The 25,332-nt window shown below is 69.7% G+C and carries 26 protein-coding genes; 19 read left to right on the forward strand and 7 right to left on the reverse strand.

The window, feature by feature from the left end:
• Nucleotides 1–172 precede the first annotated feature (172 nt).
• Both ACIBGM_RS40545 and ACIBGM_RS40550 read right to left on the reverse strand, forming a co-directional pair.
• On the reverse strand, nt 173–898 hold the full coding sequence (locus ACIBGM_RS40545; protein WP_396388570.1) for a hypothetical protein: 726 nt from the start codon (nt 896–898) through the stop codon (nt 173–175).
• 46 nt (nt 899–944) lie between these two features.
• A complete protein-coding gene (locus ACIBGM_RS40550; RefSeq protein ID WP_360533944.1) occupies nt 945–1,268 on the reverse strand; it encodes a nuclear transport factor 2 family protein in 324 nt (107 codons plus the stop codon).
• A gap of 87 nt (nt 1,269–1,355) precedes the next feature.
• Between ACIBGM_RS40550 and ACIBGM_RS40555 the strand changes: the two genes are divergently transcribed.
• The 5 genes from ACIBGM_RS40555 (at nt 1,356) to ACIBGM_RS40575 (ending at nt 4,959) form a co-directional block, all read left to right on the forward strand.
• Nucleotides 1,356–1,862 carry a hypothetical protein gene (locus ACIBGM_RS40555; RefSeq protein WP_396388571.1) on the forward strand — a complete coding sequence of 169 codons (507 nt, stop codon included), beginning with the start codon at nt 1,356–1,358 and terminating at the stop codon, nt 1,860–1,862.
• 46 nt (nt 1,863–1,908) lie between these two features.
• Nucleotides 1,909–2,442, forward strand: coding sequence for a sigma-70 family RNA polymerase sigma factor (locus ACIBGM_RS40560; protein WP_396388572.1), 534 nt, complete (start codon nt 1,909–1,911; stop codon nt 2,440–2,442).
• Nucleotides 2,439–3,122 (forward strand): anti-sigma factor family protein, encoded by a 684-nt coding sequence (locus ACIBGM_RS40565; RefSeq protein WP_396388573.1) that lies wholly within the window; start codon nt 2,439–2,441, stop codon nt 3,120–3,122. The genes ACIBGM_RS40560 and ACIBGM_RS40565 overlap by 4 nt, the downstream gene beginning before the upstream one ends.
• A 31-nt stretch (nt 3,123–3,153) precedes the next feature.
• The gene (locus ACIBGM_RS40570; protein ID WP_396388574.1) at nt 3,154–4,242 is read left to right on the forward strand and encodes a threonine aldolase family protein; all 1,089 of its coding nucleotides are present in this window, start codon (nt 3,154–3,156) and stop codon (nt 4,240–4,242) included.
• Between the two features lie 156 nt (nt 4,243–4,398).
• A complete protein-coding gene (locus tag ACIBGM_RS40575; RefSeq protein ID WP_396388575.1) occupies nt 4,399–4,959 on the forward strand; it encodes a dihydrofolate reductase family protein in 561 nt (186 codons plus the stop codon).
• On the opposite strand, the gene ACIBGM_RS40580 is transcribed toward ACIBGM_RS40575, so the two are convergent.
• Both ACIBGM_RS40580 and ACIBGM_RS40585 read right to left on the reverse strand, forming a co-directional pair.
• Nucleotides 4,952–5,857, reverse strand: a complete 906-nt coding sequence (locus ACIBGM_RS40580) for a M56 family metallopeptidase (RefSeq protein WP_396388576.1) — start codon at nt 5,855–5,857, stop codon at nt 4,952–4,954. The genes ACIBGM_RS40575 and ACIBGM_RS40580 overlap by 8 nt on opposite strands.
• Nucleotides 5,854–6,240: a BlaI/MecI/CopY family transcriptional regulator gene (locus tag ACIBGM_RS40585; protein WP_360533923.1), complete on the reverse strand. Its 387-nt coding sequence runs from the start codon at nt 6,238–6,240 to the stop codon at nt 5,854–5,856. The genes ACIBGM_RS40580 and ACIBGM_RS40585 overlap by 4 nt, the downstream gene beginning before the upstream one ends.
• Nucleotides 6,241–6,323: 83 nt before the next feature.
• On the opposite strand from ACIBGM_RS40585, the gene ACIBGM_RS40590 reads away from it, so the two are divergent.
• The 8 genes from ACIBGM_RS40590 to ACIBGM_RS40625 are packed head-to-tail and all read left to right on the forward strand — an operon-like array spanning nt 6,324 to nt 16,232.
• Nucleotides 6,324–7,745, forward strand: a complete 1,422-nt coding sequence (locus ACIBGM_RS40590) for a cytochrome ubiquinol oxidase subunit I (protein WP_396388577.1) — start codon at nt 6,324–6,326, stop codon at nt 7,743–7,745.
• A 13-nt stretch (nt 7,746–7,758) separates the two neighbouring features.
• Nucleotides 7,759–8,769, forward strand: a complete 1,011-nt coding sequence (cydB, locus tag ACIBGM_RS40595) for a cytochrome d ubiquinol oxidase subunit II (RefSeq protein ID WP_396388578.1) — start codon at nt 7,759–7,761, stop codon at nt 8,767–8,769.
• Nucleotides 8,766–10,391 (forward strand): thiol reductant ABC exporter subunit CydD, encoded by a 1,626-nt coding sequence (gene cydD / locus ACIBGM_RS40600; protein WP_396388579.1) that lies wholly within the window; start codon nt 8,766–8,768, stop codon nt 10,389–10,391. Before cydB ends, cydD begins: the two co-directional genes overlap by 4 nt.
• Nucleotides 10,388–12,010: a thiol reductant ABC exporter subunit CydC gene (cydC, locus tag ACIBGM_RS40605; RefSeq protein ID WP_396388580.1), complete on the forward strand. Its 1,623-nt coding sequence runs from the start codon at nt 10,388–10,390 to the stop codon at nt 12,008–12,010. The genes cydD and cydC overlap by 4 nt, the downstream gene beginning before the upstream one ends.
• A gap of 43 nt (nt 12,011–12,053) precedes the next feature.
• Nucleotides 12,054–13,238 carry a signal recognition particle-docking protein FtsY gene (gene ftsY / locus ACIBGM_RS40610; protein WP_396388581.1) on the forward strand — a complete coding sequence of 395 codons (1,185 nt, stop codon included), beginning with the start codon at nt 12,054–12,056 and terminating at the stop codon, nt 13,236–13,238.
• 40 nt (nt 13,239–13,278) lie between these two features.
• Nucleotides 13,279–14,580, forward strand: coding sequence for an NAD(P)/FAD-dependent oxidoreductase (locus ACIBGM_RS40615; protein WP_396388582.1), 1,302 nt, complete (start codon nt 13,279–13,281; stop codon nt 14,578–14,580).
• Nucleotides 14,581–14,613: 33 nt separating this feature from the next.
• Nucleotides 14,614–15,024: a YciI family protein gene (locus ACIBGM_RS40620; protein WP_396388583.1), complete on the forward strand. Its 411-nt coding sequence runs from the start codon at nt 14,614–14,616 to the stop codon at nt 15,022–15,024.
• Nucleotides 15,021–16,232 carry an RNA polymerase sigma factor gene (locus tag ACIBGM_RS40625; RefSeq protein WP_396388584.1) on the forward strand — a complete coding sequence of 404 codons (1,212 nt, stop codon included), beginning with the start codon at nt 15,021–15,023 and terminating at the stop codon, nt 16,230–16,232. Before ACIBGM_RS40620 ends, ACIBGM_RS40625 begins: the two co-directional genes overlap by 4 nt.
• Here ACIBGM_RS40625 and ACIBGM_RS40630 read toward each other — a convergent pair.
• Together ACIBGM_RS40630 and ACIBGM_RS40635 are read right to left on the reverse strand one after the other, a co-directional pair.
• Nucleotides 16,204–17,163, reverse strand: a complete 960-nt coding sequence (locus tag ACIBGM_RS40630; protein ID WP_396388585.1) for an asparaginase — start codon at nt 17,161–17,163, stop codon at nt 16,204–16,206. The genes ACIBGM_RS40625 and ACIBGM_RS40630 overlap by 29 nt on opposite strands.
• 38 nt (nt 17,164–17,201) lie before the next feature.
• A complete protein-coding gene (locus tag ACIBGM_RS40635; protein ID WP_396388586.1) occupies nt 17,202–17,777 on the reverse strand; it encodes a helix-turn-helix domain-containing protein in 576 nt (191 codons plus the stop codon).
• Between the two features lie 80 nt (nt 17,778–17,857).
• Between ACIBGM_RS40635 and ACIBGM_RS40640 the strand changes: the two genes are divergently transcribed.
• The 3 genes from ACIBGM_RS40640 to ACIBGM_RS40650 are packed head-to-tail and all read left to right on the forward strand — an operon-like array spanning nt 17,858 to nt 20,510.
• Complete coding sequence (locus ACIBGM_RS40640) at nt 17,858–18,802, forward strand: NAD(P)/FAD-dependent oxidoreductase (protein WP_396388587.1); 945 nt, start codon at nt 17,858–17,860, stop codon at nt 18,800–18,802.
• Nucleotides 18,803–18,828: 26 nt separating this feature from the next.
• Entirely contained in the window at nt 18,829–19,281 is a 453-nt protein-coding gene (locus ACIBGM_RS40645; RefSeq protein WP_360533887.1) for a sigma factor-like helix-turn-helix DNA-binding protein, read from the forward strand.
• Nucleotides 19,278–20,510, forward strand: a complete 1,233-nt coding sequence (locus tag ACIBGM_RS40650) for a hypothetical protein (protein WP_396388588.1) — start codon at nt 19,278–19,280, stop codon at nt 20,508–20,510. Before ACIBGM_RS40645 ends, ACIBGM_RS40650 begins: the two co-directional genes overlap by 4 nt.
• On the opposite strand, the gene ACIBGM_RS40655 is transcribed toward ACIBGM_RS40650, so the two are convergent.
• Nucleotides 20,511–21,110 (reverse strand): TetR/AcrR family transcriptional regulator, encoded by a 600-nt coding sequence (locus ACIBGM_RS40655; protein ID WP_360533881.1) that lies wholly within the window; start codon nt 21,108–21,110, stop codon nt 20,511–20,513.
• A 256-nt stretch (nt 21,111–21,366) separates the two neighbouring features.
• On the opposite strand from ACIBGM_RS40655, the gene ACIBGM_RS40660 reads away from it, so the two are divergent.
• Genes ACIBGM_RS40660 through ACIBGM_RS40670 form a run of 3 tightly spaced genes read left to right on the forward strand, consistent with a single transcriptional unit; the run spans nt 21,367 to nt 25,329 of the window.
• Complete coding sequence (locus tag ACIBGM_RS40660; RefSeq protein WP_360533878.1) at nt 21,367–22,713, forward strand: ammonium transporter; 1,347 nt, start codon at nt 21,367–21,369, stop codon at nt 22,711–22,713.
• Nucleotides 22,710–23,048, forward strand: a complete 339-nt coding sequence (locus ACIBGM_RS40665) for a P-II family nitrogen regulator (protein WP_360486332.1) — start codon at nt 22,710–22,712, stop codon at nt 23,046–23,048. Before ACIBGM_RS40660 ends, ACIBGM_RS40665 begins: the two co-directional genes overlap by 4 nt.
• A gap of 13 nt (nt 23,049–23,061) precedes the next feature.
• A complete protein-coding gene (locus ACIBGM_RS40670; RefSeq protein WP_396388589.1) occupies nt 23,062–25,329 on the forward strand; it encodes a [protein-PII] uridylyltransferase in 2,268 nt (755 codons plus the stop codon).
• Nucleotides 25,330–25,332: the final 3 nt, after the last annotated feature.

Here is a 25,332-nt window from a genome sequence, read left to right on the forward strand (position 1 = left end):
CGCCCCATCACAGCAGCCCGCACGACGCCAGATGACCAGACACCCAAGACGTCAGGTCGCATACGTCAGCATGGGCGCTTTCGGGCACCCGACCCGCCACGAAACCCTCCCGGCCAAAACACAACCGCAAACATCCACCCAACCCGCGGGCGGAGCAACCTCACGCGTGCCATCACCAGACTTGACTCGACCCACAGCCAGCTAGACCACGCCGGAACGGGCCGAGCCGGAACATCCCGGTGGCGCTCCACCAGCTCACCGGCTCGTCGTCGTCGACGGGCAGTCCGGCTGCGAGCTGCTCCCAGCGATGGTGCAACCCCAGCATGAGCGCCCAGGGCAGCAGGCGGATCAGCTCGGCCTGCCGGATCTCGCCGGGCTCGAGCGTGGCGACGTACCGCCGGAAGCCGAGCACCTGGTCCACCATCGCGTGGCCGGCCGGCGTGAGGATGCCCCAGCCGAGCAGCCGGGTCCGGCGCAAGAGCCTCCCGGCACGGCCTGGGACCGGCGTCCGGTAGTACCAGTCGGCCTCGCTGACCCGCGCCTCGACCGCCCGCCCCAGCTTGTCGTGCGCACCAAGCATCCGGACGTTGTCCTTCCGGCCGCGGCGCAACATCCGGCTGTCGCCCGGCTTGAGCAGCGGGAACATGCCTTTGAGCAGCACCCGGTGATGCTCCTCGACGGCCGCGCCCGGATCCACCAGGACCACGGTCTGCGCCGAGTGCTCGACCGGTCCCTCGTCGATCCGTACGGCGCCGAGCTGAGCGAGCTCGAGGATCGTGCCGCCGGTGGCTGCCGGGCCGACCTCGCCGAAGACGAGCAGGGCTGCCTCCGCGACCGACAGGTCCGGTGGGGTCGCGCGCTTCGGTAGCCGCCGGTAGCGGCGCGCTGACAACCTCATGGGACCGAGAATAGGTCCAGACCGGATCTGTCGAACGTTTGACCGGTCAGGCGGTGATCGTCATCGAGGCGATCAGGTCGCCCCGGACGTCGAAGGTGAAGTGCGACGGGCCGTTGAAGCCGTCGCCGCCGACCTGGGTGACGATCGTCAGCGGGTTGCCCGGGGTGGACACCTGGGTGCCGGTGAAGGTGGCGCGCTTGCCGATCAGCTCGTTCTCGCTCCAGGAGCGGATCCGGTCCGGGCCACGGAACTGCCGGCCCCAGTCGTCGACGTAGCCGTCGGTGGCGAACGCCGCGACGAAGGCGTCGTTGTCCTGCTCGTCGATCGCGGTGAGGGCGCGCTGCACCGCGGCCGGGATCTCTTGGCTCATGGGCCCGACGATAGCGCCCGCGTTTGAACCGGTCCGGGACCGCGGACGTGTGGTGGGTGTCGATCACCGACTTCGAGGGGAAGCATCATGAAGCGTCTGGGCAGTGTCGTCGCTGCGCTCGTGCTCGGCCTGGCCGGGCTCACCGCCTGCGGCGACGAGAGTGACACGCCGGCGAGCGGGCCGGCCGCCAGCGAGGCGAGCAGCGCGACGAAGCTGGCCACCGCAGAGGTCGGTGATCTCGGCAAGGTCGTTGTCGACGGCAATGGACGGACCGTGTACGTGTTCGACAAAGACACCTCCGGCAAGTCCAACTGCGAGGGCGACTGCCTGGCCAAGTGGCCGGTGGTACCCGCCGGTGAGGGCACCCCGCAGCTCGAGGGCATCGCCGCCTCCCTGGTCGGCACGGTCACCCGAAGCGACGGCAGCAAGCAGCTGTCGATCGATGGACTGCCGATCTACCTGTTCGCCAGTGACACCAAGTCCGGTGAGGCCAAGGGCCAGGCGGTCGGCGGTGTCTGGTGGGTCGTGGGCCCGGACGGCAAGAAGATCACCAAGCAGCCGTCCTCCGACAGCGGCAATGGTTACGGCTACTGATGTCGTCCCGGTGTGGTCGCCCACTGTTCCCGGTATCGTGCGGACGGTGGGTGACAACCGCGGTCCGGAGACCGGCGAGGCGCTGGTCCGCTCCCTGTACGCCGAACACGGCCGCAGCCTGCTCGCGTACGCGACCCGGCTCACCGGTGACCGTGCTGCCGCGGAGGACGTCGTACAGGAGACGCTGCTGCGGGCGTGGAAGCATGCAGACGACCTGACCGCAGGCAAGGGGTCCGTGCGTGGCTGGCTGCTCACCGTGGCCCGCAACATCGTCACCGACCGGGCCCGGGCGCGGGCGGTCCGGCCGACCGAGGTGGGGGACGTCGAGGACCGGCCGCCGGTCGAGGCGGACCACTCCGAGTCGGTGGTGAACACCATGGTGGTGCTGGACGCGCTGGACCGGGTGTCACCGGAGCATCGTGAGGTGTTGGTGCAGCTGTACTACCGCGGCCGGTCGGTGGCCGAGGCGGCGAAGGAGCTGGGCGTGCCGCCCGGTACCGTGAAATCGAGATCGTATTACGCCCTCCGAGCACTGCGCGCGGTGATGGCGCCCGGACAAGGAGCGGAGGTGGCCCGATGACCGAGCACGACCGCTCGCAGCTAGGCGCCTACGCCCTTGGCGCCCTGGAACCCGATGAGGCTCGCGAGGTCGACCAGCACCTGGCGACCTGTGCGGAGTGCCGCACGGAGCTGGCCGAGCTGGAGGAGATGAAGGAGTTCCTCGGCGAGGTGCCGCCCGAGGCGTTCCTGGAGGGTCCTCCGCCGGACGGCGACCTGCTGCTGCAGCGCACCCTGCGCGAGGTGCGGACTGCTGAGGCGGCGGCTCCGCCCGCTGCCAAGCGTCGCTCGCCCTGGCTACTGGTCGCTGCTGCGGTTGTCGTAGTGGCCGGCGCGCTCGGTGGCGGTGTGCTGATCGGCAGGCAGACCGCCGGCCAGGCCGATCAGCCAGTGGCCGGGTCGAAGCACGTGACGGCGACCGACAGCACCACAGGCACGAGGATGGCGACCACAGTGGAGCCGCGCGCCGGGTGGAGCTGGATTCAGGTGCAGGTCACCGGTCTGAAGGCCGGAGCCGAGTGCGAGATGGTCGTGATCGACAAGGCCGGCAAGACCTGGGTGGCGGGCACGTGGCTGATCTCCGAGAAGGCAGCACGCGAAGGCAGCCGGTTCGGCGGCGGTGTGCTGGTGCCGATCGACCAGGTGAAGTCGGTGGAGGTCAGGACGCTGCAGGGCCAGCATGTGGTGACCACCACCATCTGACTCGCTTGCAGTCGCACGAGAGGATGGAGGTGTGGCTACCTCCGACGACCTCCGGGCCCGCCGTAAGGCAGCGGCCGACAACTGCAACCGTTGGCTGTCCGTGCGTTGGTTGCCGACCGCGGACAGCCTGCAGCGTCTGGCGGACGTCGCCGGCGAGGAGAAGGCCGACATGTACGGCGACGGCGGTCACGTCGCCGCGCTGGAGCAGGAGGTGGCCGAGCTGCTCGGCAAACCGGCGGCAGTGTTCATGCCGACCGGGATCATGGCCCAGCAGAGCGTCCTCCGGGTGTACGCCGACCGCGCCGGGACCAGTCGGGTCGCCGTACACGGGCAGTCGCACCTCCTGCAGCACGAGCTGAACGCGTTGGAGGAAGTGCACGGTCTGCGGATCGAGCGGCTGACCTCCGAGCCGCGGCAGCCCCGGCCGGACGAGCTGGCCGCGATCCCGGGCAAGCTGGCCGCAGTGACACTGGAGCTGCCGCTGCGCGAGGCAGGGTTTGTGTTGCCGACGTGGGACGAGCTGGTGGTGTTCGCCGAGTCCTGTGCGGAGCGCGGCGTACCGCTGCATCTCGATGGCGCTCGCTTGTGGGAGAGCACGCCGTACCTGGAGCACAGCCTGGCCGAGGTGGCTGCGCTGGCCTCGAGCGTCTATGTGTCCTTCTACAAGGTGCTGGGCGGGCTGAGTGGTGCTGCGCTGGCCGGGCCGGAGGACGTGATCGCCGAGGTACGGCGTTGGCAGCGCCGACTGGGTGGCAATCTGTTCACGCTGTTCCCGTACGCCGTGTCCGCGCGCGAGGGACTCAGGACGGTGCTGCCACAGATGGGGGAGTTGTACGAACGGTCCGTCGAGCTCTCGATGGCCTTGCAGAGCGAGGGTTTCCGGGTGTTCCCCGACCCGCCGCACACCAACTCGTTCCGGATCTACGCGCCGCGTCCGGCCGAGGCGATCGACCGGGCGGCGATCGCGCGGATGGAGCGGACCCGGGAGGCGATCTGCTTCACCTGGCACCCGGCCGACGTACCGGGCTGGTCGTGGGTGGAGCTGGTGGTGACTCCGAACACGTTGGGCTGGGAGATCGACGAAGTGGCCAAGGCGTACGGGGAACTTCTGGAACAATGAGCGCGTAGGAAGCTCAGTGAGGCAAGGCGTGGGGATACGGGGAGAGAAGTGCTGACATTCGTTGTCACGATGGTTGTTCTGCTGGTCCTGTCCGGACTGGTGCTGCTGGCGGTCGCGCGGGGGGAAGGCAAGCATTTCGGGTAGTACCTTGCGTGAATGAGACGGCTGATTTTCCAGGAGTACGTGACGCTCGACCTGTACGCCGCCGACTCGGAGGGCGGGCTGGACTTCTCCAGCACGATCGCCGAGGAGGCCGACGTCGACAACCTGGCGTTGCTCGACACTGTGGACACCATGCTGCTCGGGGCGGAGACGTACCGGCTGTTCGCAGCGTTCTGGCCGACCGAGGCAGCGGCGGACGACCCGATTGCGCCGAAGCTCAACGCCCTGCGCAAGGTGGTCGTGTCGCGGACGCTCGACAGCGCGCCCTGGGGTGCGGACGACTCGGCGCTGGTGGTCCGGGACGCGGTCGAGGACGTGCGCGAGCTGAAGAGCGAGGAAGGCAAGGACATCATCTTGTGGGGCAGCATCTCGCTGTTCCACACGTTGCTGATCGCCGGCCTCGTCGACGAGGTGCAGTTGCGTGTCTGCCCGGTGCTGATCGGTGCCGGGAAGAGCGTGTTCCCCGGTGGCGGCGAGACGCGGGTGCTCGAGCTGATCGAGGCCCGGGCGTGGGCGAACGGTGGAGCGCTGCTGCGCTACCAGCCGGCTAGCTGACCGCGTCGACGATCGCCTTCACGATCGGCGCTGCCACGGTGACGGTCGGCAGGACGAGCAGTCCGACGGCGGCGGCGTACGTCGCTGCTGCGAGCAAGGGGTAGCGCGGCTCAGGGTCGGCCAGTCGCTGGACGCGCAGCACGGTGGCGGACTTGGCCGCGGCCAGTCCGGCCTCTGGTGCGGGTGCACCGGCTAGTGCGACGAGTGCGCGGGCCAGTGGACGCGGGCCGTTCCGGCGACGCGCGTCGTCATCGGCCAAGAGCTCCACCAGCGTGCGTGCCTGCTCCAGCGCCACCTCGCTACGCACCCACCGCGGGAAGGCCTGATGCAGCGCAGTGAACGCCTCCAGCACCAGGTCATGCCGTGCCCGCAGGTGCGCCTGCTCATGCGCGAGTACGGCGTGCAGCTCGCTCTCATCGAGTCGTTCCAGCGCACCGACCGACACGACCACCCGCGCGCCGCGCAGTGCGGGCAGGCAGTAGGCGAGTGGCGTCTCCTCGGACAGCACTCGCAATCCGGGGATCAGGCCGTCCGGTGTGGCCAGTACGTCGACCAGGTCGCGGTGGCGCTTGCGACGGGCGCGCGTACCGACGGCTACTCGTCCGGCAACCCAGACGAGCTTCACCAGGACCAGTGCGGTCATGGCCAGGATCGCTGCTGCCAGGAGGTCCCGGGGCGACGACGGGTTGAAGCTGGGCTCACCCGGTTGACCGGCGGTCGAGTAGGACAGGGAGATCCCGGCGCCGAGTGCTGCCAGGACCGCCGCGATGGCGATCGCTTGCCAGAGCGCCACAGCGGCCCGGGGGATCCGGTAGGGCCACTGCGAGCGTGCCAGGAGCGCCGGCGCAGGTCCGGTCAGCACCAGGGCCAGAGCAGCGAGGAGGACGGGGGTGATCACCCCGCCCGCTCCTCCAGCCGCGCGAGCGCCTCGCGCAGGAGCTCGGCTTCCTCGTCGCTGACCTGGCCGACGAAGCGGACCAGCGCCTCGCGGCGGTCGCCGGCCCGGTCGAGGGCGTCGCGCATCAGGTCGGCGGCCAGCTCCTCGCGGGGCGCCGCGGCACGGTAGCGCCAGGCCTTACCGTCCCGCTCGCGCTCGGTCAGCTTCTTCTTGGCCAGCCGGTCCAGCACCGTCATCACGGTGGTGTAGGCGAGCTCGCGGGTGGTCGACAGCTGTTCGTGGACCTCGCGGACGGTCAGCGCTCCCGGCGCCGCCCAGAGCTGCTCCATGACCACTCGCTCCAGGTCCCCCAAGGGCCTCGGTGCCTTCTCGTCGCTCGCCACGTGACCAGTATAACTACGCGTTGTAGTAGATCCACGCTACGATCTACTACGTCATGTCGTAGATGGCTGGGAGGACCGGCGCCGTGGAGACCCTGGATCTGGCCCGATGGCAGTTCGCGATCACCACCGTGTACCACTTCTTCTTCGTGCCGGTGACGATCTCGCTGGTCGCGATCACGGCCGGGCTGCAGACCGCGTGGTACCGCACCGGCAAGGAGAAGTACCTGCGGCTGACCAAGTTCTACGGGAAGCTGTTCCTGATCAACATCGCGATGGGGGTCGTCACCGGCATCGTGCAGGAGTTCCAGTTCGGGATGAACTGGAGCGACTACTCGCGCTTCGTCGGGGACGTGTTCGGCGCTCCGCTGGCGCTGGAGGGCCTGCTCGCGTTCTTCCTCGAGTCGACGTTCATCGGGTTGTGGATCTTCGGCTGGGACCGGCTGCCCAGGCTCGTCCACCTGGCCTGCATCTGGATGGTGGTGCTCGGCACGCAACTGTCGGCGTACTTCATCCTGGCGGCCAACTCCTGGATGCAGAACCCGGTCGGCTTCCGCTACAACGCCGACCGTGGCCGGGCCGAGCTGACCGATCTGTGGGCGGTGCTGACCAACAAGGTCGTGCTCGTCACCTATCCGCACACGATCTTCGCGGCGTTCCTGGTCGGCGGCGGGTTCGTCGCCGGCGTGGCCCTGTGGCACCTGCTACGGCGTCCGGACGTCGATCGGGACGTCTTCCGGACGGCGCTGCGGCTGGGCGCGGTGATCGTGCTCGCGTCCGGGGTCGGGGTGGCGCTGACCGGGGACCAGCAGGGCAAGGTGATGACCGAGGTGCAGCCGATGAAGATGGCCGCGGCCGAGGCGCTCTACGAGACCGAGAAGCCGGCCTCGTTCTCGGTCTTCACCGTCGGCACCCTGGACGGGTCGCGCGAGGTCTTCTCGGTCAAGCTGCCGTACCTGCTGTCCTTCCTGGCCACCGGCGACTTCCAGGGCGAGGTCAAGGGCATCAACTCGCTGCAGGACGCCTACGAGCAGCTCTACGGGCCGGGGTCGTACAAGCCGAACATCCCGCTGACCTACTGGACCTTCCGGCTGATGATCGGGGTCGGGATGGCGTCGGTGGCGATCGCGGCGTGGTTGCTGTGGACGACCCGCCGGGGCCGGGCGCCGAACCGGCGGCTGATCTGGCTGGCGCTGCCGCTGCCGCTGCTGCCGATGGCCGCGAACGCCTTCGGCTGGATCTTCACCGAGACCGGACGGCAGCCCTGGCTCGTGTTCGGGTTGTTGCCGACGGCATCGGGTGTGTCACCGGGCACGACCAGCGGCGAGGTCATCACCTCGCTTGCCGGGTTCACCGTGCTGTACGGCGTGCTGGCCGTCGTCGAGGCCAAGCTGATGTTCCGCACCATCCGGGGCGGCCTGGCCGGGACCGACGGGCCGAAGTCCGGGCCGGAGCCGCCGGACGATTCGCAGGACGAGGCGGACAAGCCGTTGTCGTTCGCCTACTGAGAGGGCTGGGCAGATGGAGCTCACGACTGTTTGGTTCCTCGCCATCGCGGCGTTGTGGGTCGGGTACTTCGTGCTCGAAGGCTTCGACTTCGGGGTCGGCATGCTGCTGCGGGTGCTCGGCCGCAACGAGCCCGAGCGGCGGGCGGTGGTCACCACGATCGGTCCGGTCTGGGACGGCAACGAGGTGTGGCTGATCGTGGCCGGCGGCGCGACGTTCGCCGCCTTCCCGGAGTGGTACGCGACGCTGTTCAGCGGGTTCTACCTGCCGCTGTTCGCGATCCTGGTGTCGCTGATCCTGCGCGGCGTGGCGCTGGAGTACCGCGGGAAGCGCGACGACCTGGAGTGGCGCGGGCGGATGGACACGATGATCCTGGTCGGGTCGGTCGTCCCCGCGTTCCTGTGGGGACTCACGTTTGCGAACCTGGTCCGCGGGGTGCCGCTGGACGCCTCGTTCGAGTACGTCGGCAACCTCGGCGACCTGCTCAGTCCGTTCGCCCTGCTCGGCGCCGTCGCCTTCACCGCCGTCTTCGTCGCGCACGGCGCGATCTTCCTCGCGCTGCGGACCACCGACGATCTTCGCCACCGCGCCAACCAGCTGGCGTCCCGCGTGGGTCTGGTTGCCGCCGTTCTCGTGATCGCCTTCCTCGCCTGGGCGCAGGGGATCCGGGGCGACACCGGCTCGGTGATCGTCGCGGCCGCCGCGGTGCTCGCGTTCGCCGGCGGTCTGCTGGCGAACCGGCTCCGTCGCGAGGGCTGGGCCTTCCTGGGGACAGCGCTCGCGATCGGGTTGGCCGTGACGTCGTTGTTCGCCGCGATGTTCCCGGCCGTGATGCCGTCAACACTTGATCCGGGATCAACATTGACAACAGTTGATGCCGCGTCAACGCCGTACACGTTGAAGGTGTTGACGATCATCGCCGCGATCTTCCTGCCGCTGGTGCTGCTGTACCAGGGGTGGACGTACTGGGTGTTCCGCAAGCGCATCACGGTCGAGCCGGTTCCTGTGTCGGCGCCAACCTCATGAAGCCGGTCGACCCGCGGCTGCTGCGACGGGCGCGCGCGGCTCGGGTCTTCCTGGCGGCGTCGGTGGTGATCGGCGTCGCCAGCGGGCTGCTGATCATCGTGCAGGCCGTCCTGCTGGCGCGTGGTATCGCCGGCGTCGTCCTGCATGGTGACCCGGTCGCGGAGATCGCTTTGGGACTGGGAATCGTCATCGCGGCTCGTGCGCTGCTGGTGTGGGCCCAGGAGGTGGTCGCGCAGCGGGCCGCGGCTGCGGTCAAGTCCACGCTGCGCAGGCAGGTGCTGGAGCACTCGCTGAAGCTCGGACCGGTCTGGTTGAGCGGTGAGCGCAGCAGCGCGCTGACAACCCTGCTGACCAAGGGCCTCGACGACCTGGACCCGTACTTCGCCCGTTACCTCCCGCAGTTGGTGCTGGCGGCAACTGTCCCCGCTGCGGTGATCGGCTGGATGGCGACCGGCGACCTGATCGCCGCAGGGACTGTGGTCGTCACCCTGCCGCTGATCCCGATCTTCATGGCTCTGATCGGCTGGGCGACTCAGGCCCACAGCAGGCGTCGTCAGCGCGCGCTGTCCGTCCTGTCGCACCACTTTGCGGACGTCGTCGCCGGACTGCCCACGCTGAAGCTGTTCGGTCGCGCGAAGGCTCAGGAGAGCGCCGTACGGCGGGTGACTGACAAGCACCGGGCTGCGTCGATGAGCAGTCTGCGGCTGGCGTTCCTGTCGTCGTTCGCGCTGGAGTTGCTGGCCAGCATCTCGGTCGCCCTGGTCGCGGTCGGCGTCGGGCTCCGGCTGGTCGAGGGACGGATGGGACTCGAGACGGCGTTGATGGTGCTGATCCTCGCGCCCGAGGCGTACCTGCCGCTCCGGCAGGTCGGCATGCACTTTCACGCCAGCGCCGACGGGGTTGCGGCCAGCGAGGAGGTGTTCCGCGTCCTGGAGACCCCGCTGCCCGAGCGAGGCGACCGCACCGACGTACCGGACCTGCAAGAGACCGCACTGCACCTGTACGACGTGACAGTGCGGTACCCGGGTCGCGACGAGCCGGCGCTGGACGGCTTCGACCTGGATGTCCAGCCGGGCGAGGTGGTCGCCATCACTGGGCCGAGTGGTGCGGGCAAGTCGACAGTGTTCGCTGTGCTGCTTGGGTTTGTCGAGCCTGAGCGTGGGGTCGTCATTGCCGGTGGGAGTGCGGCGGACGAGTTCGAGCCGGCGGCGTGGCGGCGGCAGTTCGCCTGGGTTCCGCAGCGGCCGGGCCTCCGGATGGGCACGGTTGCGGACAACGTGCGGCTGGGGCGGCCCGCTGCGTCGGATGACGACGTGCGGTTGGCGTTGCTGGTGGCTGGGGCGAGTGAGCTCGAGCTGGCCAAGACAGTGGGGGAGCAGGGGCAGTTGCTGTCCGGCGGGCAGCAACGTCGGGTGGCGTTGGCGCGGGCGTGGATCACGGACGCGCCAGTGCTGCTGCTGGACGAGCCGACCGCGGGTCTGGACGCCGACACCGAGGCAGATGTCGTTGCAGGGCTGCGGGCCAGCGGACGGACGGTTTTGATGATCGCGCACCGGCCGGCGCTCATCGCTGCCGCCGACCGAACAGTCACCGTAGGCGTGAGAGAACTGGTGAACGCATGACGACCGTCTGGCAGTTGGTGATGCCGGAGCGACGGATCTGGTGGCGGCTCGGGTTGGCGCTGTTGGCTGGAGTGCTGGCGGCGGGGTCGGCGGTGGCCTTGCTGGCGACCTCGGCCTGGTTGATCACGACGGCGGCGGCTCAGCCTCCGGTGCTGATCCTGATGGTGGCGATCGTGGCGGTGCGGGCGTTCGGCGTCGGTCGGGGCGTGTTCCGGTACGTCGAGCGGTTGGTCGGCCACGATGCGGCGTACCGGGTGCTGGGTGAGACCCGGGCCCGCATCACCGGCCGCCTGGAGAAGCTGGCACCGGGCGGTCTCAGCTCCCAACGTAAGGGCGACCTGCTGGCACGGCTCGTGCTCGACGTCGACGCAGTCCTCGACCTGTGGCTGCGGGTCGTCCTCCCTGTGGCAGCCGCCGCCGTGACGGCAACGGCAACAGTTGCCCTGCTGACTCTCCTGCTTCCGGCAGCGGGTGCAGCTGTCGCGCTGGCAGTCCTGGTCGCGTGCACCGTCGTACCGTGGCTGACCGCCCACACGGCGGCGAGAGCGGAGCGGAAGATCGCTGGGTCGCGTGGCGAGGTGGCGGCTGCGGCGACCGAGACACTGCTGACTGCAGGCGACGTGGTGGCGTTCAACGCGGTCGACGACGTACTCGACTCCTTCAGCGCAAGCGACGCGAAGCTTGCCAAGGCGGAACGACGCTCGGCCTGGAGTGCGGGGCTCGGCGGCGCGCTGCTCATGCTGTGCGTCGGCGGCGCGAGTGTGGCCGGGCTGATGCTCGGCAACACGGCGAACATCACCGGCGCGGTGTTCGCCGTACTCGTCCTGACCCCGCTCGCGCTCGCTGACGTACTTGGCGGCATCCCAGCCGCCGCACAGCTCGCCATCCGGGTACGCGCCTCGCTAGGCCGCGTGCAGGAGCTCCTGGACAGCCCCGAGCCGGTGACCGAGCCCGCAACCCCACAGCCGCTGCCGTCCGGGCGTGACCTGGAGGTGAAGCTGCTGCGAGTCGGGTACGACGGTGCCGATGTACTGGACGGGTTGAGCCTGGACATGCCGGCCGGGAGCCGAGTGGTCGTCACCGGCCCGAGTGGCTCGGGCAAGAGCACACTGGCCGCCGTGCTGCTGCGCTTCCTGGAGCCGCGGGCTGGCGAGGTCCTGTTGGACGGCGTGGACCTGTCCCTGCTCGAAGGTGATCAGGTGCGGTCTGTGGTCGGGCTGCTGACGCAGGAGAGTCATGTGTTCGACACGACCATCCGGGAGAACCTGCTGCTCGCGAAACCGGGCGCCAGCGACCTGATGCTGTGGAAGGCGCTCTACCGGGCCCGGCTCGGAGTGTTCGTCGAGAAGCTGCCGGACGGGCTGGACACGATGGTGGGCGAGCACGGCGCGCGCCTGTCCGGCGGCGAGCGGCAGCGGCTCGCCTTCGCCCGGTTGCTGCTGGCCGATCGCGACGTACTCGTGCTCGACGAGCCGACGGAGCACCTGGACGAGGAGACCGGCCGGGCCCTGCTGGAGGACCTGTTCGTGGCGGCTGGTCGCCGTACCGTGGTCCTCCTCACACACCGGCCCGAGTTGGTGCCTGCTCACGTACCGCGACAGCTGGTGAGCCTGACGTGACGGATGCGGGTGGCAGGCTGGGTGTCTGTCAAGATGGGGAACCGTGTTGACTCCCCAGCTCGTTCCCCAGCTCGCCGACTCGGTTCTGATCGCCATCATCGTGGCTGCCGTGGTCCTGGTCGCCGGTACCGCCGGCCTGGTCGTCACGCGCCGCCGCCGGCCGGAGCTGCCGTCGCCCACCCCGCCCGCGCCGCTCGAGACCGCCGAGCCGAAGATCGGTGAGGACGCCGAGGAGCCGCGCGACACGCCGACCCGGACGCTGGAGGACACCGAGCTCCCCGAGGAGCCGGTGGCGACGATCGAGAAGCCCGAGTCCGCCCAGGGCCGGCTGGTCCGGCTGCGGGCCCGGCTGGCGCGGTCCCAGGGCTCGCTGGGCAAGGGCCTGCTCGCGCTGCTGTCCCGGGACAAGCTGGACGAGGAGGCGTGGGAGGACATCGAGACCACGCTGATCACTGCTGACGTCGGCGTGACGCCCACGCAGGAGCTGGTCGAGCGGCTGCGGACCCGGATGCGGGTCGAGGGCGTCGGCGGTGAGGAGGCCCGGCAGATCCTTCGCGAGGAGCTGGTCGAGCTGGTCAACCCTTCGCTGGACCGGTCGCTCAAGGTCAGCCGTAAGGAGGCCCAGCCGGCCGTCGTCCTGGTGGTCGGGGTGAACGGCACCGGCAAGACCACCACAGTGGGCAAGCTGGCGCGAGTACTGGTCGCCGAGGACAAGCACGTCGTACTGGGCGCTGCGGACACCTTCCGCGCGGCCGCTGCGGACCAGTTGCAGACGTGGGGCGAGCGGGTCGGTGTGCGGACCGTGCGCGGTCCCGAGGGCGGCGACCCGGCGAGCATCGCGTTCGACTCCGTCAAGCAGGGCATCGAGGAGGAGGCGGACGTCGTCCTGGTCGACACCGCGGGCCGGCTGCACACCAAGACCGGCCTGATGGACGAGCTCGGCAAGGTCAAGCGGGTGATCGAGAAGTCCGCCGAGGTGGACGAGGTGCTGCTCGTCATCGACGCCACCACCGGCCAGAACGGCCTCACCCAGGCCCGCGTGTTCGCCGAGGTCATCGACGTCACCGGCCTGGTGCTGACCAAGCTCGACGGTACGGCGAAGGGCGGCATCGTGATCGCGGTCCAGCGCGAGCTCGGGGTCCCGGTCAAGCTGGTCGGCCTCGGCGAGGGCCCGGACGACCTGGCGCCGTTCGATCCCGAGCAGTTCGTCGACGCGCTGCTGGACTGAGCTCTCGTTCGACCTGGGCCTGATCTGATACCCAGGAGGGATGAAGCGACCGAGGATCGTCATCGTCGGAGCCGGGTTCGCGGGGTACATCGCGGCGCGCACGCTGTGCCGGCTGGCCCGTGGACGCGCCGACATCGTGGTGGTGAACCCGACTGACTACTTCCTGTACGTCCCGCTGCTGCCCGAAGTGGCAGCCGGGATCCTCGAGCCCCGGCGGCTGACCGTGTCGCTGGCCGACACGCTGCCCGACGTCCGGCTGGTCCTCGGGGAGGTGGACGGCCTCGACCTGGACCGCCGGAAGGTCCGGTACGCCGATCCGCTCGACCGGCGCGAGGAGATCGGCTACGACCGGCTGATCATCGCCGCGGGCAGCGTGAACAAGCTGCTGCCCATCCCCGGCGTCACGGAGTACGCGCACGGCTTCCGCGGCATCCCCGAGGCCGTGTTCCTGCGCGACCACCTGACCCAGCAGATCGAGCTGGCCGACGCCAGTGACAACCCTGCCGATCGGAACGCGCTGTGCACTTTCGTGGTCGTCGGCGCGGGCTACACCGGTACTGAGGTCGCTGCACACGGCGTGCTCTACACCGAGCTGCTCAAGAAGCGCCGGCCGCGCCTGCGGCACCAGCGGATGCGCTGGATGCTGCTGGACATCGCCGACCGCGTTCTGCCCGAGCTGGACGAGCGGCTCTCGCGTACGGCGGACAAGGTGCTGCGTGACCGTGATGTCGACGTACTGATGGGCACGTCGGTCGAGGAGGCGATGCACAACGGCGTCCGGCTCACCGACAAGTCGTTCGTCCCGACCCACACGCTCGTCTGGTGCGTCGGCGTACGGCCGGACCCGATCGTCGACGGGCTGGGGCTGAAGACCGAGAAGGGCCGGCTGCTCGTCGACGAGTACCTGAACGTCCCGGACCACCCGGAGGTGTACGCCTGCGGCGACGCGGCCGCCGTGCCGGACCTGACCATGCCGGGCGAAGTCACCCCCATGACAGCGCAGCACGCCGAGCGGCAGGGCAAGCGGGCCGCCAAGAACGTGGCGGCCGACTTCGGGACCGGTGAGCGGCAGCCGTACGTGCACCACGACCTCGGCTTCGTCGTGGACCTCGGTGGCACGCAGGCAGCCGCCAACCCGCTGCGCGTCCCGCTGGCCGGTCTCCCGGCGAAGGTGGTGACGCGCGGCTACCACCTGCTCTCCATGCCCGGCAACCGGGTCCGGACCGCCACCGACTGGGTGTACGACGCGGTGCTGCGCCGCCAGACCACGCAACTCGGAGTCATCCCCGCGGCCGACGTACCGCTGGAGACTGCCAGTCCGGAGCGGACCAGAAGACACTGACCTCTGCCAAGATGTGCCGGTGGAGGAGATGACATGACCAGGTTCTTGCTGCTGGTGAACATGGACGGCGGGAACGTCGACACCCCGATGCTGGAGTGGGACGAGCCGGACATGCAGGCGCACATGCAGTACCTGAGGGACCACCTGGATCGGCTGCGGGACAGCGGCGAGCTGGTGGACCACCAGGCGCTGACGTGGCCCAAGCACGCCAAGGTGGTCCGCGCGGCGAGTGTGAATGCGCCGGTGGTCACCGACGGGCCGTACGCCGAGGCCAAGGAGATCCTGGCCGGCTGGGAGCTGATCGACGTCGAGTCCGAGGAACGGGCGCTCGAGATCGCGGCCGACCTGTCCTGCGTGCCGGGACCGGGTGGGGTGCCGACGCAGCAGCCGATCGAGGTCCGCCGGGTGATGGACGGCGGCGACACCGACCTCTACGACGTGTGACCAGCCGCGACCTCGAGGACCTGCTGCGTGCGCTGACGCCGCAGGTCGTCGGCGCGGTCGTCCGGTGGTCCGGTGACTTCGCCGCGGCCGAGGACGCCGTGCAGGAGGCGCTGCTGGCCGCGGCGACCACCTGGCCGCGGGACGGCACACCGGACAACCCGAAGGCGTGGCTGATCCAGGCCGCGTCGCGACGCCTGATCGACGAGGTCAGGCAGGAGCAGGCCCGGCGGCGGCGCGAGGAGCGGGCCGCGCTGCGCGACGTGCCGCCGGACGACGTCGAGGAGCAGGACGACACCCTGCGGCTGCTGTTCCTGTGCTGCCATCCGACGCTCACGCCGGCCTCGGCGATCGCGTTGACGCTGCGTGCGGTAGGCGGTCTCACCACCGCGGAGATCGCCACCGCCTACCTGGTGCCTGAGGCAACGATGGCGCAGCGGATCAGCCGGGCCAAGCAGAAGCTCAAGGGCGCGACGTTCGAGCTGGACGCCAGCGACGAGCGGCTGCACAACGTGCTGCACGTGCTCTACCTGATGTTCAACGAGGGCTACGCGACGAGCAGCGGTCCAGAGCTGCAACGGAATGACCTGTCCAACGAGGCGATCCGCCTGACTCGCACTGTGCACGCGTTGCTCCCTGAGAACGGTCAGGTGACCGGTCTGCTCGCCTTGATGCTGCTCAGTGACGCGCGTCGGGCGGCCCGCACTGGCAAGGCGCGTGAGCTGATCCCGCTGGCGGAGCAGGACCGCACGCTGTGGAACAAGGACTACATCACCGAAGGCCTTGCGCTGGCAGTGGAAGGCTTCAGTACGCCGCCGCTGGGCGAGTACCAGCTGCAGGCGGCGATTGCGGCGCTGCACGACGAGGTGGATCGCCCGGAGGACACGGACTGGCCGCAGATCCTGGCGTTGTACGGCCTGCTGGAGGAGCTGTCCGGCAACCCGATGGTGAAGCTCAACAGGGCCATCGCAGCAGCCATGGTGCAAGGCCCTGACGCCGGGCTGGAGCTCCTGCAACCGCTGGACAAGGAGTTGGCCGGCCACTACCGCCTGGACGCCGTACGCGGGCATCTGTACGAGATGCGTGGTGACCCCGAGCTCGCTGCCCACCACTTCCGCGAGGCGGCCCGCCGTACGACGAGCAAGCCGGAGCGGGACTACTTGAGCACCAAGGCGGCTGCGATCACTGGTACTGCGCGAAAGCAGCAATGATGTCGTCGTCGGTTGCCAGCAGCAACCGGAGCAGCACGCGCGCCTTGTACGGGTCCAGGAACCCACCGTCGATCAGTCCACGCTGCAGCAGGTCGGTCTCCGACCCCACCGACTTGTAGGTGTTCCGCAGTACCGAACCACCACCGGTCCGCGACGTCAGCACGACAGGCATCGCTGCAGCGAGCTCGCCCAGCACAGGAGCGAGTGCCGCGGGCACGTGGCCGACACCGAACCCGGCGACGACCAGACCCTGGTGAGTGTTCGCCAACCCCTGCAACAGCAGGCCGTCGTCGTCCATCGTCACTGTGTAGAGCGCTACCCGCGTCGCATCGAGCTGGTCCGGCTCTGCCATTCCGTGTACGCCGTCCAGCCGCATCGGACGCGTGAGGACGCGGACCCGGTCCTCCACCACGTGGCCGATCGGACCGGTGTTGGGCGACACGAACGTCGCCGTACTGGTGCTGTGGGTCTTGCGCACCCACCGGGCCGCGTGGATCTCCTCCTTGAACACCACCAGGGCACCGAGGTCACGGGCAGCAGGGGAGCAGGCAACGCGGGCAGCGGCCAGCAGGTTGGCCGGACCATCCGGACCCGCGAGGGTCGGGTTGCGCATCGCGCCGGTCAGGACGAACGGCTGCGGGTGCGGCCACACCTGGTCGACCAGGAAGGCCGTCTCCTCGAGGTTGTCCGTCCCCTGGGTGACCACGACGCCGGCGGCGCCGTCTGCCACCGCCTTGGACGCGGCGTCGACCACTTCGAGCACCTTCGAGGCAGTCAGGTTGGCGCTGGGCACCTTCTCGACGTCCTGGATCTCGACCGGATGACCGAGCTCGGCCAGCCCCGGTACGGCGGCGGTCAGGTCGTCTCCGGTGAGCCGGTGCGTGCCGGCCATCGAGATGGTGCCGCCCAGGGTGAACAACGCGACGCTCACAACCAGCTCCTCAGCGCTACGGACCGAACTGGCGCAGGCTACCGGGTGCGGGCCCGGACGTGCATCCGCTCGCCCTGCGGGCCGTACAGGCACAGCACCTCGGTCGGCCCGGGCCCGGGGTTGCAGAACCAGTGCGGCATCCGGCAGTCGAACTCCGCCACCTCACCCTCGCCCAGTACGAAGTCCTGGTCGCCGAGCACCAGCCGGATCCGCCCCGACAGGATGTACACCCAGTCGTAGCCCTCATGCGTCCGCTGGCTCACCTCACCGCCCGGCCACCCCTCAGGCAGGATCTGCTTGAACGCCTGCAGCCCGCCGGGCCGCCTGGACAGCGGGATGTGCACCGTCCCATGCCGCTTGATCGGCTTGGCGTGGATCCGTGGGTCACCGGTCGGCGGTGCGTCCACCAGCTCGTCCAGCTGCACCTGGTGCGCACGGGCGAGGGGCAGCAGCAGCTCCAGCGTCGGTCTGCGCTGCCCGGACTCCAGCCGAGACAGCGTGCTCACCGAGATCCCGGTGGACTCGGACAGCTGGGCCAGTGTGGTGCCGCGCTCGGCCCGCAGGCTCTTCAGCCGCGGCCCGACCGCCTCGAGTACCTCGTCGAAAGCCTCCATGCTTGCCATTCTGGCAAAGAAGGTTGTCGAAAACGAAAACCATCGCGGATCCTCGGGGTACCGAGAGAGGAGTCCAGGAGATGAAGAAGTACGACGTGATCGTGGTCGGCGGGGGCGCAGCCGGGCTGAGCGGGGCGCTGGCACTGGTGCGGTCGCGCCGGTCGGTGCTGGTCGTCGACGACGGCACCCCGCGGAACGCACCGGCCGACGGCGTGCACAACTACCTGACCCGCGACGGCGTCCCGCCGGCCGAGCTGTACGCACTCGGCCGCGACGAGGTCGCCGGGTACGGCGGTGAGTTCGCGACCGGCACCGTGACCCGGGTGCGGCGCGACGACCTGTTCACGGTCGAGCTGGCCGACGGTACGACGTACCAGGGCCGGCGGCTGCTGGTGACGACCGGGCTGACCGATGTGCTGCCCGACGTGGGTGGACTGGCCGAGCGGTGGGGACGCGACGTGCTGCACTGCCCGTACTGCCACGGGTGGGAGGTGCGCGACCAGGCGATCGGCATTCTGGCCACCACTGGGATGGCGGCGTTCCAGGCCTTGCTGTTCCGGCAACTGAGTGACGACGTCACGCTGTTCCTGCACACCGCGCCGGAGCTGACCGACGAGCAGTGGGAGCAGCTCGCGGCCCGCGGAATCTCCGTAGTACAAGGGAAAGTCGAGCAGCTGGAGGTGGAGAACGACAAGCTGACCGGCGTCCGGCTGGAGGGTGGCAAGGTGATCCCGCGGGACGCGCTGGCGGTGCAGACCAGCATGCGGGCCCGTGCGGACTTCCTGGCCGATCTGGGCCTGGACATCGTCGTACAGGAGGCCAACGGCCTGGAGGTCGGCACGATCGTCGCCGCCGACCCGCAGGGCGCGACGGCCGTGCCCGGCGTCTTCGTGGCCGGCAACGTGACCGACGCGCGGGCGACCGTCATGCCGGCGGCGGCGTCCGGCCTGATGGCAGCCGGCGGCCTCAATGCGGACCTGATCACCGAAGAGACTCGCTTGGCTGTGGCCGCGCGCAGTAGTTGAGGAGTTGAATAGAGGCGGGAGGGTGGATGCAGGAATCGGTCGACCCGGACTTCGCCTCGTACGTCGACGCGCGGCAGGGCAGATGGCTCCGTACGTCGTACCTCGTGTACGGCGACCTGGAGCGAGCAGAGGATGCACTGCTGCGCGCCTTCACCCGGTTGTCGACGCGCTGGGACCGGGTGGACGACCCGGACGTGTTCGTCCAGCGGTTGCTCTACCAACCGGCCCTGGTGCGCTGGAACCGGGTGAAGGCGTTCCCGAACGAGGACGACCCCGTCAAGCTCGCGCTGGCCGAGCTGACACCGGCACAACGCGCCGTGTTCGTGCTGCTGCACCTCGAGGAGCTCACCGAGTTCGAGGTGGCCGACGTGCTCGGGATGTCCAACACCTCCGTGCACAGCCATGGTCTGACCGCCTTCAGCCGCTTCCGTTCGGCACTCGGCGCCGGTGACTGGCGAGACGCGGGAGAACCGCGATGAGGCGCGAGGAGATCCAGCCGCTGCTCTACAACGCGTCGGACCTCCTGCCGGAGCCGGACCTGGCCGACGCCGCCTGGGCCGATGGCCTCGCCACGCGCCGTCGGCGGCGACGCAACGTGCTGATCGGCTTGCTGGCCGCGCTGCTCGTCGCTGTGGCCGCCGCGATCGGCACCGCGGTCGGCGGGAGCCAGAGCACCGAGCTCGTCCCGCCGCCGACCACACCGACGCACCCACCCGGCTACGTCCCGCCGGCCGGGCAGATCTCCGGGATCGACTTCTGGATCGCCCCACCGGCCGGCAGCGAGCGCTTCCTCGACCGGGTCTACACCCCGCTCGGCGATCGCCTCAGCCTGCCGGACGACCCCGAACCGCTGAGTGAGCACCCGATCGAGAACATCGCCGCCGTGGTGCTCGAGGAGCGCGACGGCCGGTACGACGCACTGCTGCTGGGCTCCGACGCGAGCTGGGCCCGCGCCGACCTGCAACTGCAGCCGATCCGCATCGGTTCGCCGCTGAGTTCCGGAGCGATCTCGCCGGACGGCCGGTTCGCTGCGTTCCCGCAGCCGGGTGAAGTGGTCGTCGTCGACGCGACGACCAGTGAGGTCTTCCGCTACGCCTTGCCCAGCAGGGATGTGAGCAGTGTGTCCTGGCTGCCGAACGCCGCACGCGTCCTGGTCAGCGGGCCGGGCGTGGCCTATCGAGTTCTCGTCGGCCAGAACGACGGTGACCGGGATCCGGTCATCCCGATCACCGCGGCCGCGAACCCGGCGTCGATCACTGCGCCGTACCGGATCGACAGCGGCGCCGTGCTGCGCTACGGCGTCACCGGCCGGTGGTCCGTGGACAGCCGGCTGGAGCTGCCGGTGCAGGCCTGGGTAGGGCAGACGTTCTCGACGTTCACCATGGCGGCGCGACTGTTCATCTCCGAGGACCTCCAGCAGGTGCCCACCAGACACTCGCAACCACAGGTGGTAGCGGCCATCTCGACGCTGCGTGCAATGCCCAGTCACCTGCTGGTGCTGGGGGAGTCGGACCGGACCACACCCGCGGCGGACCCGCAGGGAGTGCGTGAGCCCGGCTGCTGCGCCGTACTGGGCTGGTACGGCGACCGGCCGCTGATCCAGGTCAGCGGCTGGGTGCTTGCCTGGGACATCGACACCGGCCAGGTACAGCGCGTGACCGAGCTGGCCGTGAACGCAGTTGCCCTCGGCCCCGGTCTGCAGCCCTGACTACTCCTCCAGGATGCAACGCATCGTGAACTTCAGCAGCCGGTCGGCGTCGTCCGGTGTCGGCATCGACTCACCGGTCAGCGCCCGGATCACGAACACCCCGGCCAGCCACTGCACCATCAGCGTCGTGTCCACGTTGTCACGGACCGGCTCACCGCGAGCCCTGGCCCGGTCCAGCGCGGCTTCGGTCAGCTGGATCCGTCGCTCCAGGAAGCCCCGGTAGATCGCGGCGGACCGCTCGTCGCGGTTCGCCTCCGACACCGCCAGGCGAATCAGTGCCAGCCCTTCCTCGCTGTTCACGAACGCCAGGGCGTCGCTGTAGACCTGGCGCAGGTCGCCTGCGATCGACCCGGTGTCGGCATCGGGGATCTCGATGTCGAACAGGTCGGCCAAGGCGTCGTTGGCCAGGTGGTCCTTGCTCGCCCAGCGCCGGTAGATCGTCGCCTTGCCGACTCCCGCGGCCTCGGCGACGTCGTCCACCGTCATTCCGTCGAATCCTCGCTCCAGCAGCAGCTGCACGGCGTACCGGCGGATCCTCGGCTCCGCGTCCGGGTCCCGTGGCCTGCCGCGGCGCGGCCTCACCCCGTGGTTGGTCCCCATCTCGTGTTCCCCAGCTCGGACGGGCGCAGTGGCGCGGCTGCGGACCCGTGTGGTCCAGGCCAGAGTGCCACAACTTCGCCGATGTCACGTCGATGTCACCTGAAAGCCCTCTTTGTCACATGCCTGAAACAAATGGACCGATCGGCTGAAACGGCGCGCCGACACCGTGTGCGGTGTGGCCGTGCGCGGGCTCCCCGGTGATGTGGAGTTCTGCCCGACTGAGGACGGGCGGTCACCCCCCAGATCGATGGAAGGGATGACGTTGATGGAGATCAACGCCGGCGATACCGCCTGGGTCTTGGTCAGTGCCGCCCTGGTGATGCTGATGACACCGGGCCTGGCTTTCTTCTACGGCGGCATGGTGCGCGTCAAGAGCGTGCTGAACATGATGATGATGAGTGCCATCACCATCGCCGTCGTCACCGTGTTGTGGGTGCTGGTCGGCTACTCGCTGACGTTCGCCGGTGACACCGGGCACGTGATCGGGAACTTCTCCGAGGTCGGCCTGAAGGGTCTGATGGCGCCGGAGGCGGTCAGCGGCACCATTCCGACGCTCGCGTTCGTCGCCTTCCAGCTGATGTTCGCGATCATCACCCCGGCGCTGATCTCGGGCGCCATCGCCGACCGCGCCACGTTCCGGGGCTGGATCGCGTTCGTGGTCGGCTGGACGACGCTGGTGTACTTCCCGGTCGCGCACTCGGTCTGGTTCCTCGACGAGGGCAACGGCGGCTGGATCGGCGACAAGCTGGGCGCGATCGACTTCGCCGGCGGTACTGCGGTGCACGTCAACGCCGGCGCCGCCGCCCTGGCCCTGGCGATCGTGCTGGGCAAGCGGATCGGCTGGCGCAAGGACCCGATGCGGCCGCACAGCCTGCCGCTGGTCGTCCTCGGCGCCGCGCTGCTGTGGTTCGGCTGGTTCGGCTTCAACGCCGGCTCGGCGCTGAGCGCCGGCACCACCGCCGCGATCACCTTCGTCAACACCCAGGTCGCCACCGCCGCCGCCGTGATCGGCTGGCTGATCGTGGAGCGGATCCGGCACGGCAAGGCCACCACGCTGGGCATGGCGTCCGGTGCGGTCGCCGGTCTGGTCGCGATCACCCCGGCCTGTGGCGCGCTCACCCCGGTCGGCTCGCTCATCCTCGGTGTCATCGCCGGTGGTATCTGCGCCTTCGCGGTGTCGCTGAAGTACAAGCTCGGCTTCGACGACTCGCTCGACGTGGTCGGCGTGCACCTGGTCGGCGGTCTGGTCGGCTCGCTGGCGATCGGCTTCCTGGGCACGGCGGCGGCGCCGTCGGCCGTGGACGGCCTGTTCTACGGCGGCGGTGTCTCGCAGCTGGGCAAGCAGGCGCTGGCCAACGTGGTCGTCGCGCTGTACTCCTTCGCGGTCGCCTTCCTGCTCGGCAAGCTGATCGACAAGACCATCGGCTTCCGGCTCAAGGAGGACGACGAGGTCACCGGTGTCGACCAGGTCGAGCACGCGGAGACGGCGTACGACTTCCTCGGCGCGGCCGGGCTGCGCGGGCACACCGCTCTCGCCCGTCCGCAGGCCGGCACGGAGAATGAGTCCACCGAGGCTTCCGAGAAGGAAGGTGCCAACGCATGAAGCTGATCACCGCCGTGGTCAAGCCGCACAAGCTGGAGGACGTCCGGGCCGCGCTGGAGACGTTCGGCGTCACCGGCATGACGGTGACCGAGGCGAGCGGCTACGGCCGGCAGAAGGGCCACACCGAGGTCTACCGCGGCGCCGAGTACGAGGTGGATCTGGTCCCCAAGGTCCGGGTCGAGGTCGTCGTCGAGGACGGCGACAGCGCGGACGTGGTGGACGTGATCGTCAAGGCCGCGCAGACCGGCAAGATCGGCGACGGCAAGGTCTGGGTCACCCCGGTCGAGACGATCGTCCGGGTCCGCACCGGCGAGCTCGACGGCGATGCACTCTAGGGACGCGCTGTAGATGGTTGACCGAGCAGAACAGCGGCGCGGGCGTGCCGAGGAGGCCGACGCGCTGCTGTACCTGCTCCTCTCGAAAGCCTGTGACGCCCTCGGTGTGCCCACCGAGGGCGTCGCGCTGGTCGCCGTCGGCGGCTACGGCCGGGAGGAGCTGTCGCCGTACAGCGACCTCGACGTGATGCTCGTGCACGCCGAGGGGTACCCACGGGTGGACGAGCTGGCCGCACAGATCTGGTACCCGCTGTGGGACTCGCGGACGAAGCTGGACCACAGCGTCCGGACCGTCGACGAGGCCCGCAAGGCGGCTGCCGACGACATCCGGGTCGCCCTCGGCCTGCTCGACGCACGGCACGTCGCGGGGGACTCGCACCTCACACTGCAGCTGCGGTCCGTGCTGATGGCGGACTGGCGCCGTACGGCGAAGGAGCGGCTGCCTGCGTTGGCTCAGGCGTGCAAGGAACGCGCGTCGACGGTCGGTGAGCTCGCACACCTCGCTGAGCCCGACCTCAAGGAGGCGTACGGCGGTCTGCGCGACGCCGTCGTACTGCGTGGCTTGGTGGCGTCGTGGCTGGTCGACGTACCGCATCCGGTGGTGGAGCGGGCGCGGCTGGACCTGCTGAACATCCGGGACGAGTTGCACACGGTTGCGGGGCGTTCCACCGACCGGCTGGTCGCTGACGTGGCCGGTGAGGTCGCGGCCGGGCTGGGCATGACCGGTGGCCGGGACGAGCTGCTGCGGCACGTGTACTCGACCGGCCGGACGCTCGCGCACGTCTGCGACGTGTCCTGGCGACGGATCGAGAGCCTGATGACCCGGCCGCCTCGGTCCCGGCGCCGTCAGCGGACCGGGGGACCGTTGCTGCTGGCACTCGATGAGGGAGTCGGCCAGCACGAAGGCGAAGTCGTACTGATGCCGGACGCCCGGCCCGAGCGCGACGCAGTGCTGGGTCTGCGCGCTGCCGCTGTGGCTGCGGACCGAGAGTTGGTGCTCTCACCTGCTGTCTGCGCACGGCTGGCCAATCGCGGTCTGGCGTTGCCTGAGCCGTGGCCTGGTGAGGCGCGGCGACTGCTGTGTGCCCTGCTGGGTGCAGGCAGCGGTCTGCTCGAGGTGTGGGAGGCGCTGGACCAGGCCGGCTACGTCTCCCGGATCCTGCCGGAGTGGGACGCGGTCCGGTTCCGGCCGCCGCAGTCGGCCATCCACCGGTTCACCGTCGACCGGCACCTGCTGGAGACCTGTGTCGAGGCCGCCAAGATGGTCCGCGACGTACGACGGCCCGACCTGCTGCTCGTGTCCGCCTTGCTGCACGACCTGGGCAAGGCAGTCGAGGGCGACCACAGCGTCACGGGTGCGGCGATCGCAGCGACTGTGGCCCGCCGGCTCGGCTTCGACGAGGCGGACGCGGACACGATCACGCTGCTGGTCCGGCAGCACCTGATGCTTGCCCAGGTCGCCACCCGGCGGGACCTGGACGACCCGATGACCGTTGAGCTGGTGGCCGGGATCGTCCGCACCACCGAGACTCTGGACCTCCTGGAAGCCCTCACGTACGCCGACGCGCGCGCCGCCGGTCCCGCGGCCGCGTCACCCTGGCGGATGCGCCTGGTCGGTGAGCTGTGCCGCCGCGTGCGCGGTGAGCTGTCCGGCGGCGGCGAGAGCATGTGGACCGAGGCTCCGCCGATCCCGGTGCCCACGCTGCACCAGGTCGTCGGTGTGGGGCGGCTTGGCGTGACGGTATCTGAGCATCTCGGTGACGTGCGGGTGAATGTCGCCGTACCCGATCAAGTGGGCACGTTGTCGACGGTCGCGGCCGTGCTGGCCGTCGAGCGGCTCGCCGTACGGTCTGCAGTCATCACGTCGGTCGAGGGGCTCGGCATCTCGCAGTGGACCGTGGCCGGCTCGCCACCGGACCCAGTCCGGCTGCGCGACCGTCTTGCTGTGGCCCTGCGCGACCCCACTGACCTCGTACGGCGCTTGGCCGCGCGGGACTCGTCTGCACTCAAGGCACGGGTCGCCAGCCGGGTGGATCTGTTGCCCGATGCGTCGGAGACGGCCACCGTGCTGCAGGTGCGCGCCCACGACCGCCCGGGCCTCCTGTACGACGTGACCTCGGCCATCGCGTCCACTGGCGCCGACATCCGCTCGGCGCACGTGAGCACGCTCGGCGCCGAGTGTGTGGACGCCTTCTACCTCACCGACAGCCACGGCTCGCCGCTGGACGAGGAAGACGCGCGCACAACGGCAAAGACGGTCCTGGATCGCCTGACCTTCTAGGGT

Source organism: Kribbella sp. NPDC050470, from assembly GCF_044458365.1.
Taxonomy (GTDB): domain Bacteria; phylum Actinomycetota; class Actinomycetes; order Propionibacteriales; family Kribbellaceae; genus Kribbella.

What these genes read in the sequence shown, in the direction of transcription:
- ACIBGM_RS40670 (WP_396388589.1), top strand. Translation starts at nt 23,062, where the DNA reads ATGGTTGACCGAGCAGAACAGCGGCGCGGGCGTGCCGAGGAGGCCGAC.
- ACIBGM_RS40660 (WP_360533878.1), top strand. Translation starts at nt 21,367, where the DNA reads ATGACGTTGATGGAGATCAACGCCGGCGATACCGCCTGGGTCTTGGTC.
- ACIBGM_RS40635 (WP_396388586.1), bottom strand. Translation starts at nt 17,777, where the DNA reads ATGGAGGCTTTCGACGAGGTACTCGAGGCGGTCGGGCCGCGGCTGAAG.
- ACIBGM_RS40640 (WP_396388587.1), top strand. Translation starts at nt 17,858, where the DNA reads ATGAAGAAGTACGACGTGATCGTGGTCGGCGGGGGCGCAGCCGGGCTG.
- ACIBGM_RS40565 (WP_396388573.1), top strand. Translation starts at nt 2,439, where the DNA reads ATGACCGAGCACGACCGCTCGCAGCTAGGCGCCTACGCCCTTGGCGCC.
- cydB (WP_396388578.1), top strand. Translation starts at nt 7,759, where the DNA reads ATGGAGCTCACGACTGTTTGGTTCCTCGCCATCGCGGCGTTGTGGGTC.
- ACIBGM_RS40545 (WP_396388570.1), bottom strand. Translation starts at nt 898, where the DNA reads ATGAGGTTGTCAGCGCGCCGCTACCGGCGGCTACCGAAGCGCGCGACC.
- ACIBGM_RS40665 (WP_360486332.1), top strand. Translation starts at nt 22,710, where the DNA reads ATGAAGCTGATCACCGCCGTGGTCAAGCCGCACAAGCTGGAGGACGTC.
- ACIBGM_RS40615 (WP_396388582.1), top strand. Translation starts at nt 13,279, where the DNA reads ATGAAGCGACCGAGGATCGTCATCGTCGGAGCCGGGTTCGCGGGGTAC.
- ACIBGM_RS40655 (WP_360533881.1), bottom strand. Translation starts at nt 21,110, where the DNA reads ATGGGGACCAACCACGGGGTGAGGCCGCGCCGCGGCAGGCCACGGGAC.
- ACIBGM_RS40650 (WP_396388588.1), top strand. Translation starts at nt 19,278, where the DNA reads ATGAGGCGCGAGGAGATCCAGCCGCTGCTCTACAACGCGTCGGACCTC.
- ACIBGM_RS40555 (WP_396388571.1), top strand. Translation starts at nt 1,356, where the DNA reads ATGAAGCGTCTGGGCAGTGTCGTCGCTGCGCTCGTGCTCGGCCTGGCC.
- ACIBGM_RS40575 (WP_396388575.1), top strand. Translation starts at nt 4,399, where the DNA reads ATGAGACGGCTGATTTTCCAGGAGTACGTGACGCTCGACCTGTACGCC.
- ACIBGM_RS40550 (WP_360533944.1), bottom strand. Translation starts at nt 1,268, where the DNA reads ATGAGCCAAGAGATCCCGGCCGCGGTGCAGCGCGCCCTCACCGCGATC.
- cydC (WP_396388580.1), top strand. Translation starts at nt 10,388, where the DNA reads ATGACGACCGTCTGGCAGTTGGTGATGCCGGAGCGACGGATCTGGTGG.
- ACIBGM_RS40620 (WP_396388583.1), top strand. Translation starts at nt 14,614, where the DNA reads ATGACCAGGTTCTTGCTGCTGGTGAACATGGACGGCGGGAACGTCGAC.
- cydD (WP_396388579.1), top strand. Translation starts at nt 8,766, where the DNA reads ATGAAGCCGGTCGACCCGCGGCTGCTGCGACGGGCGCGCGCGGCTCGG.
- ACIBGM_RS40645 (WP_360533887.1), top strand. Translation starts at nt 18,829, where the DNA reads ATGCAGGAATCGGTCGACCCGGACTTCGCCTCGTACGTCGACGCGCGG.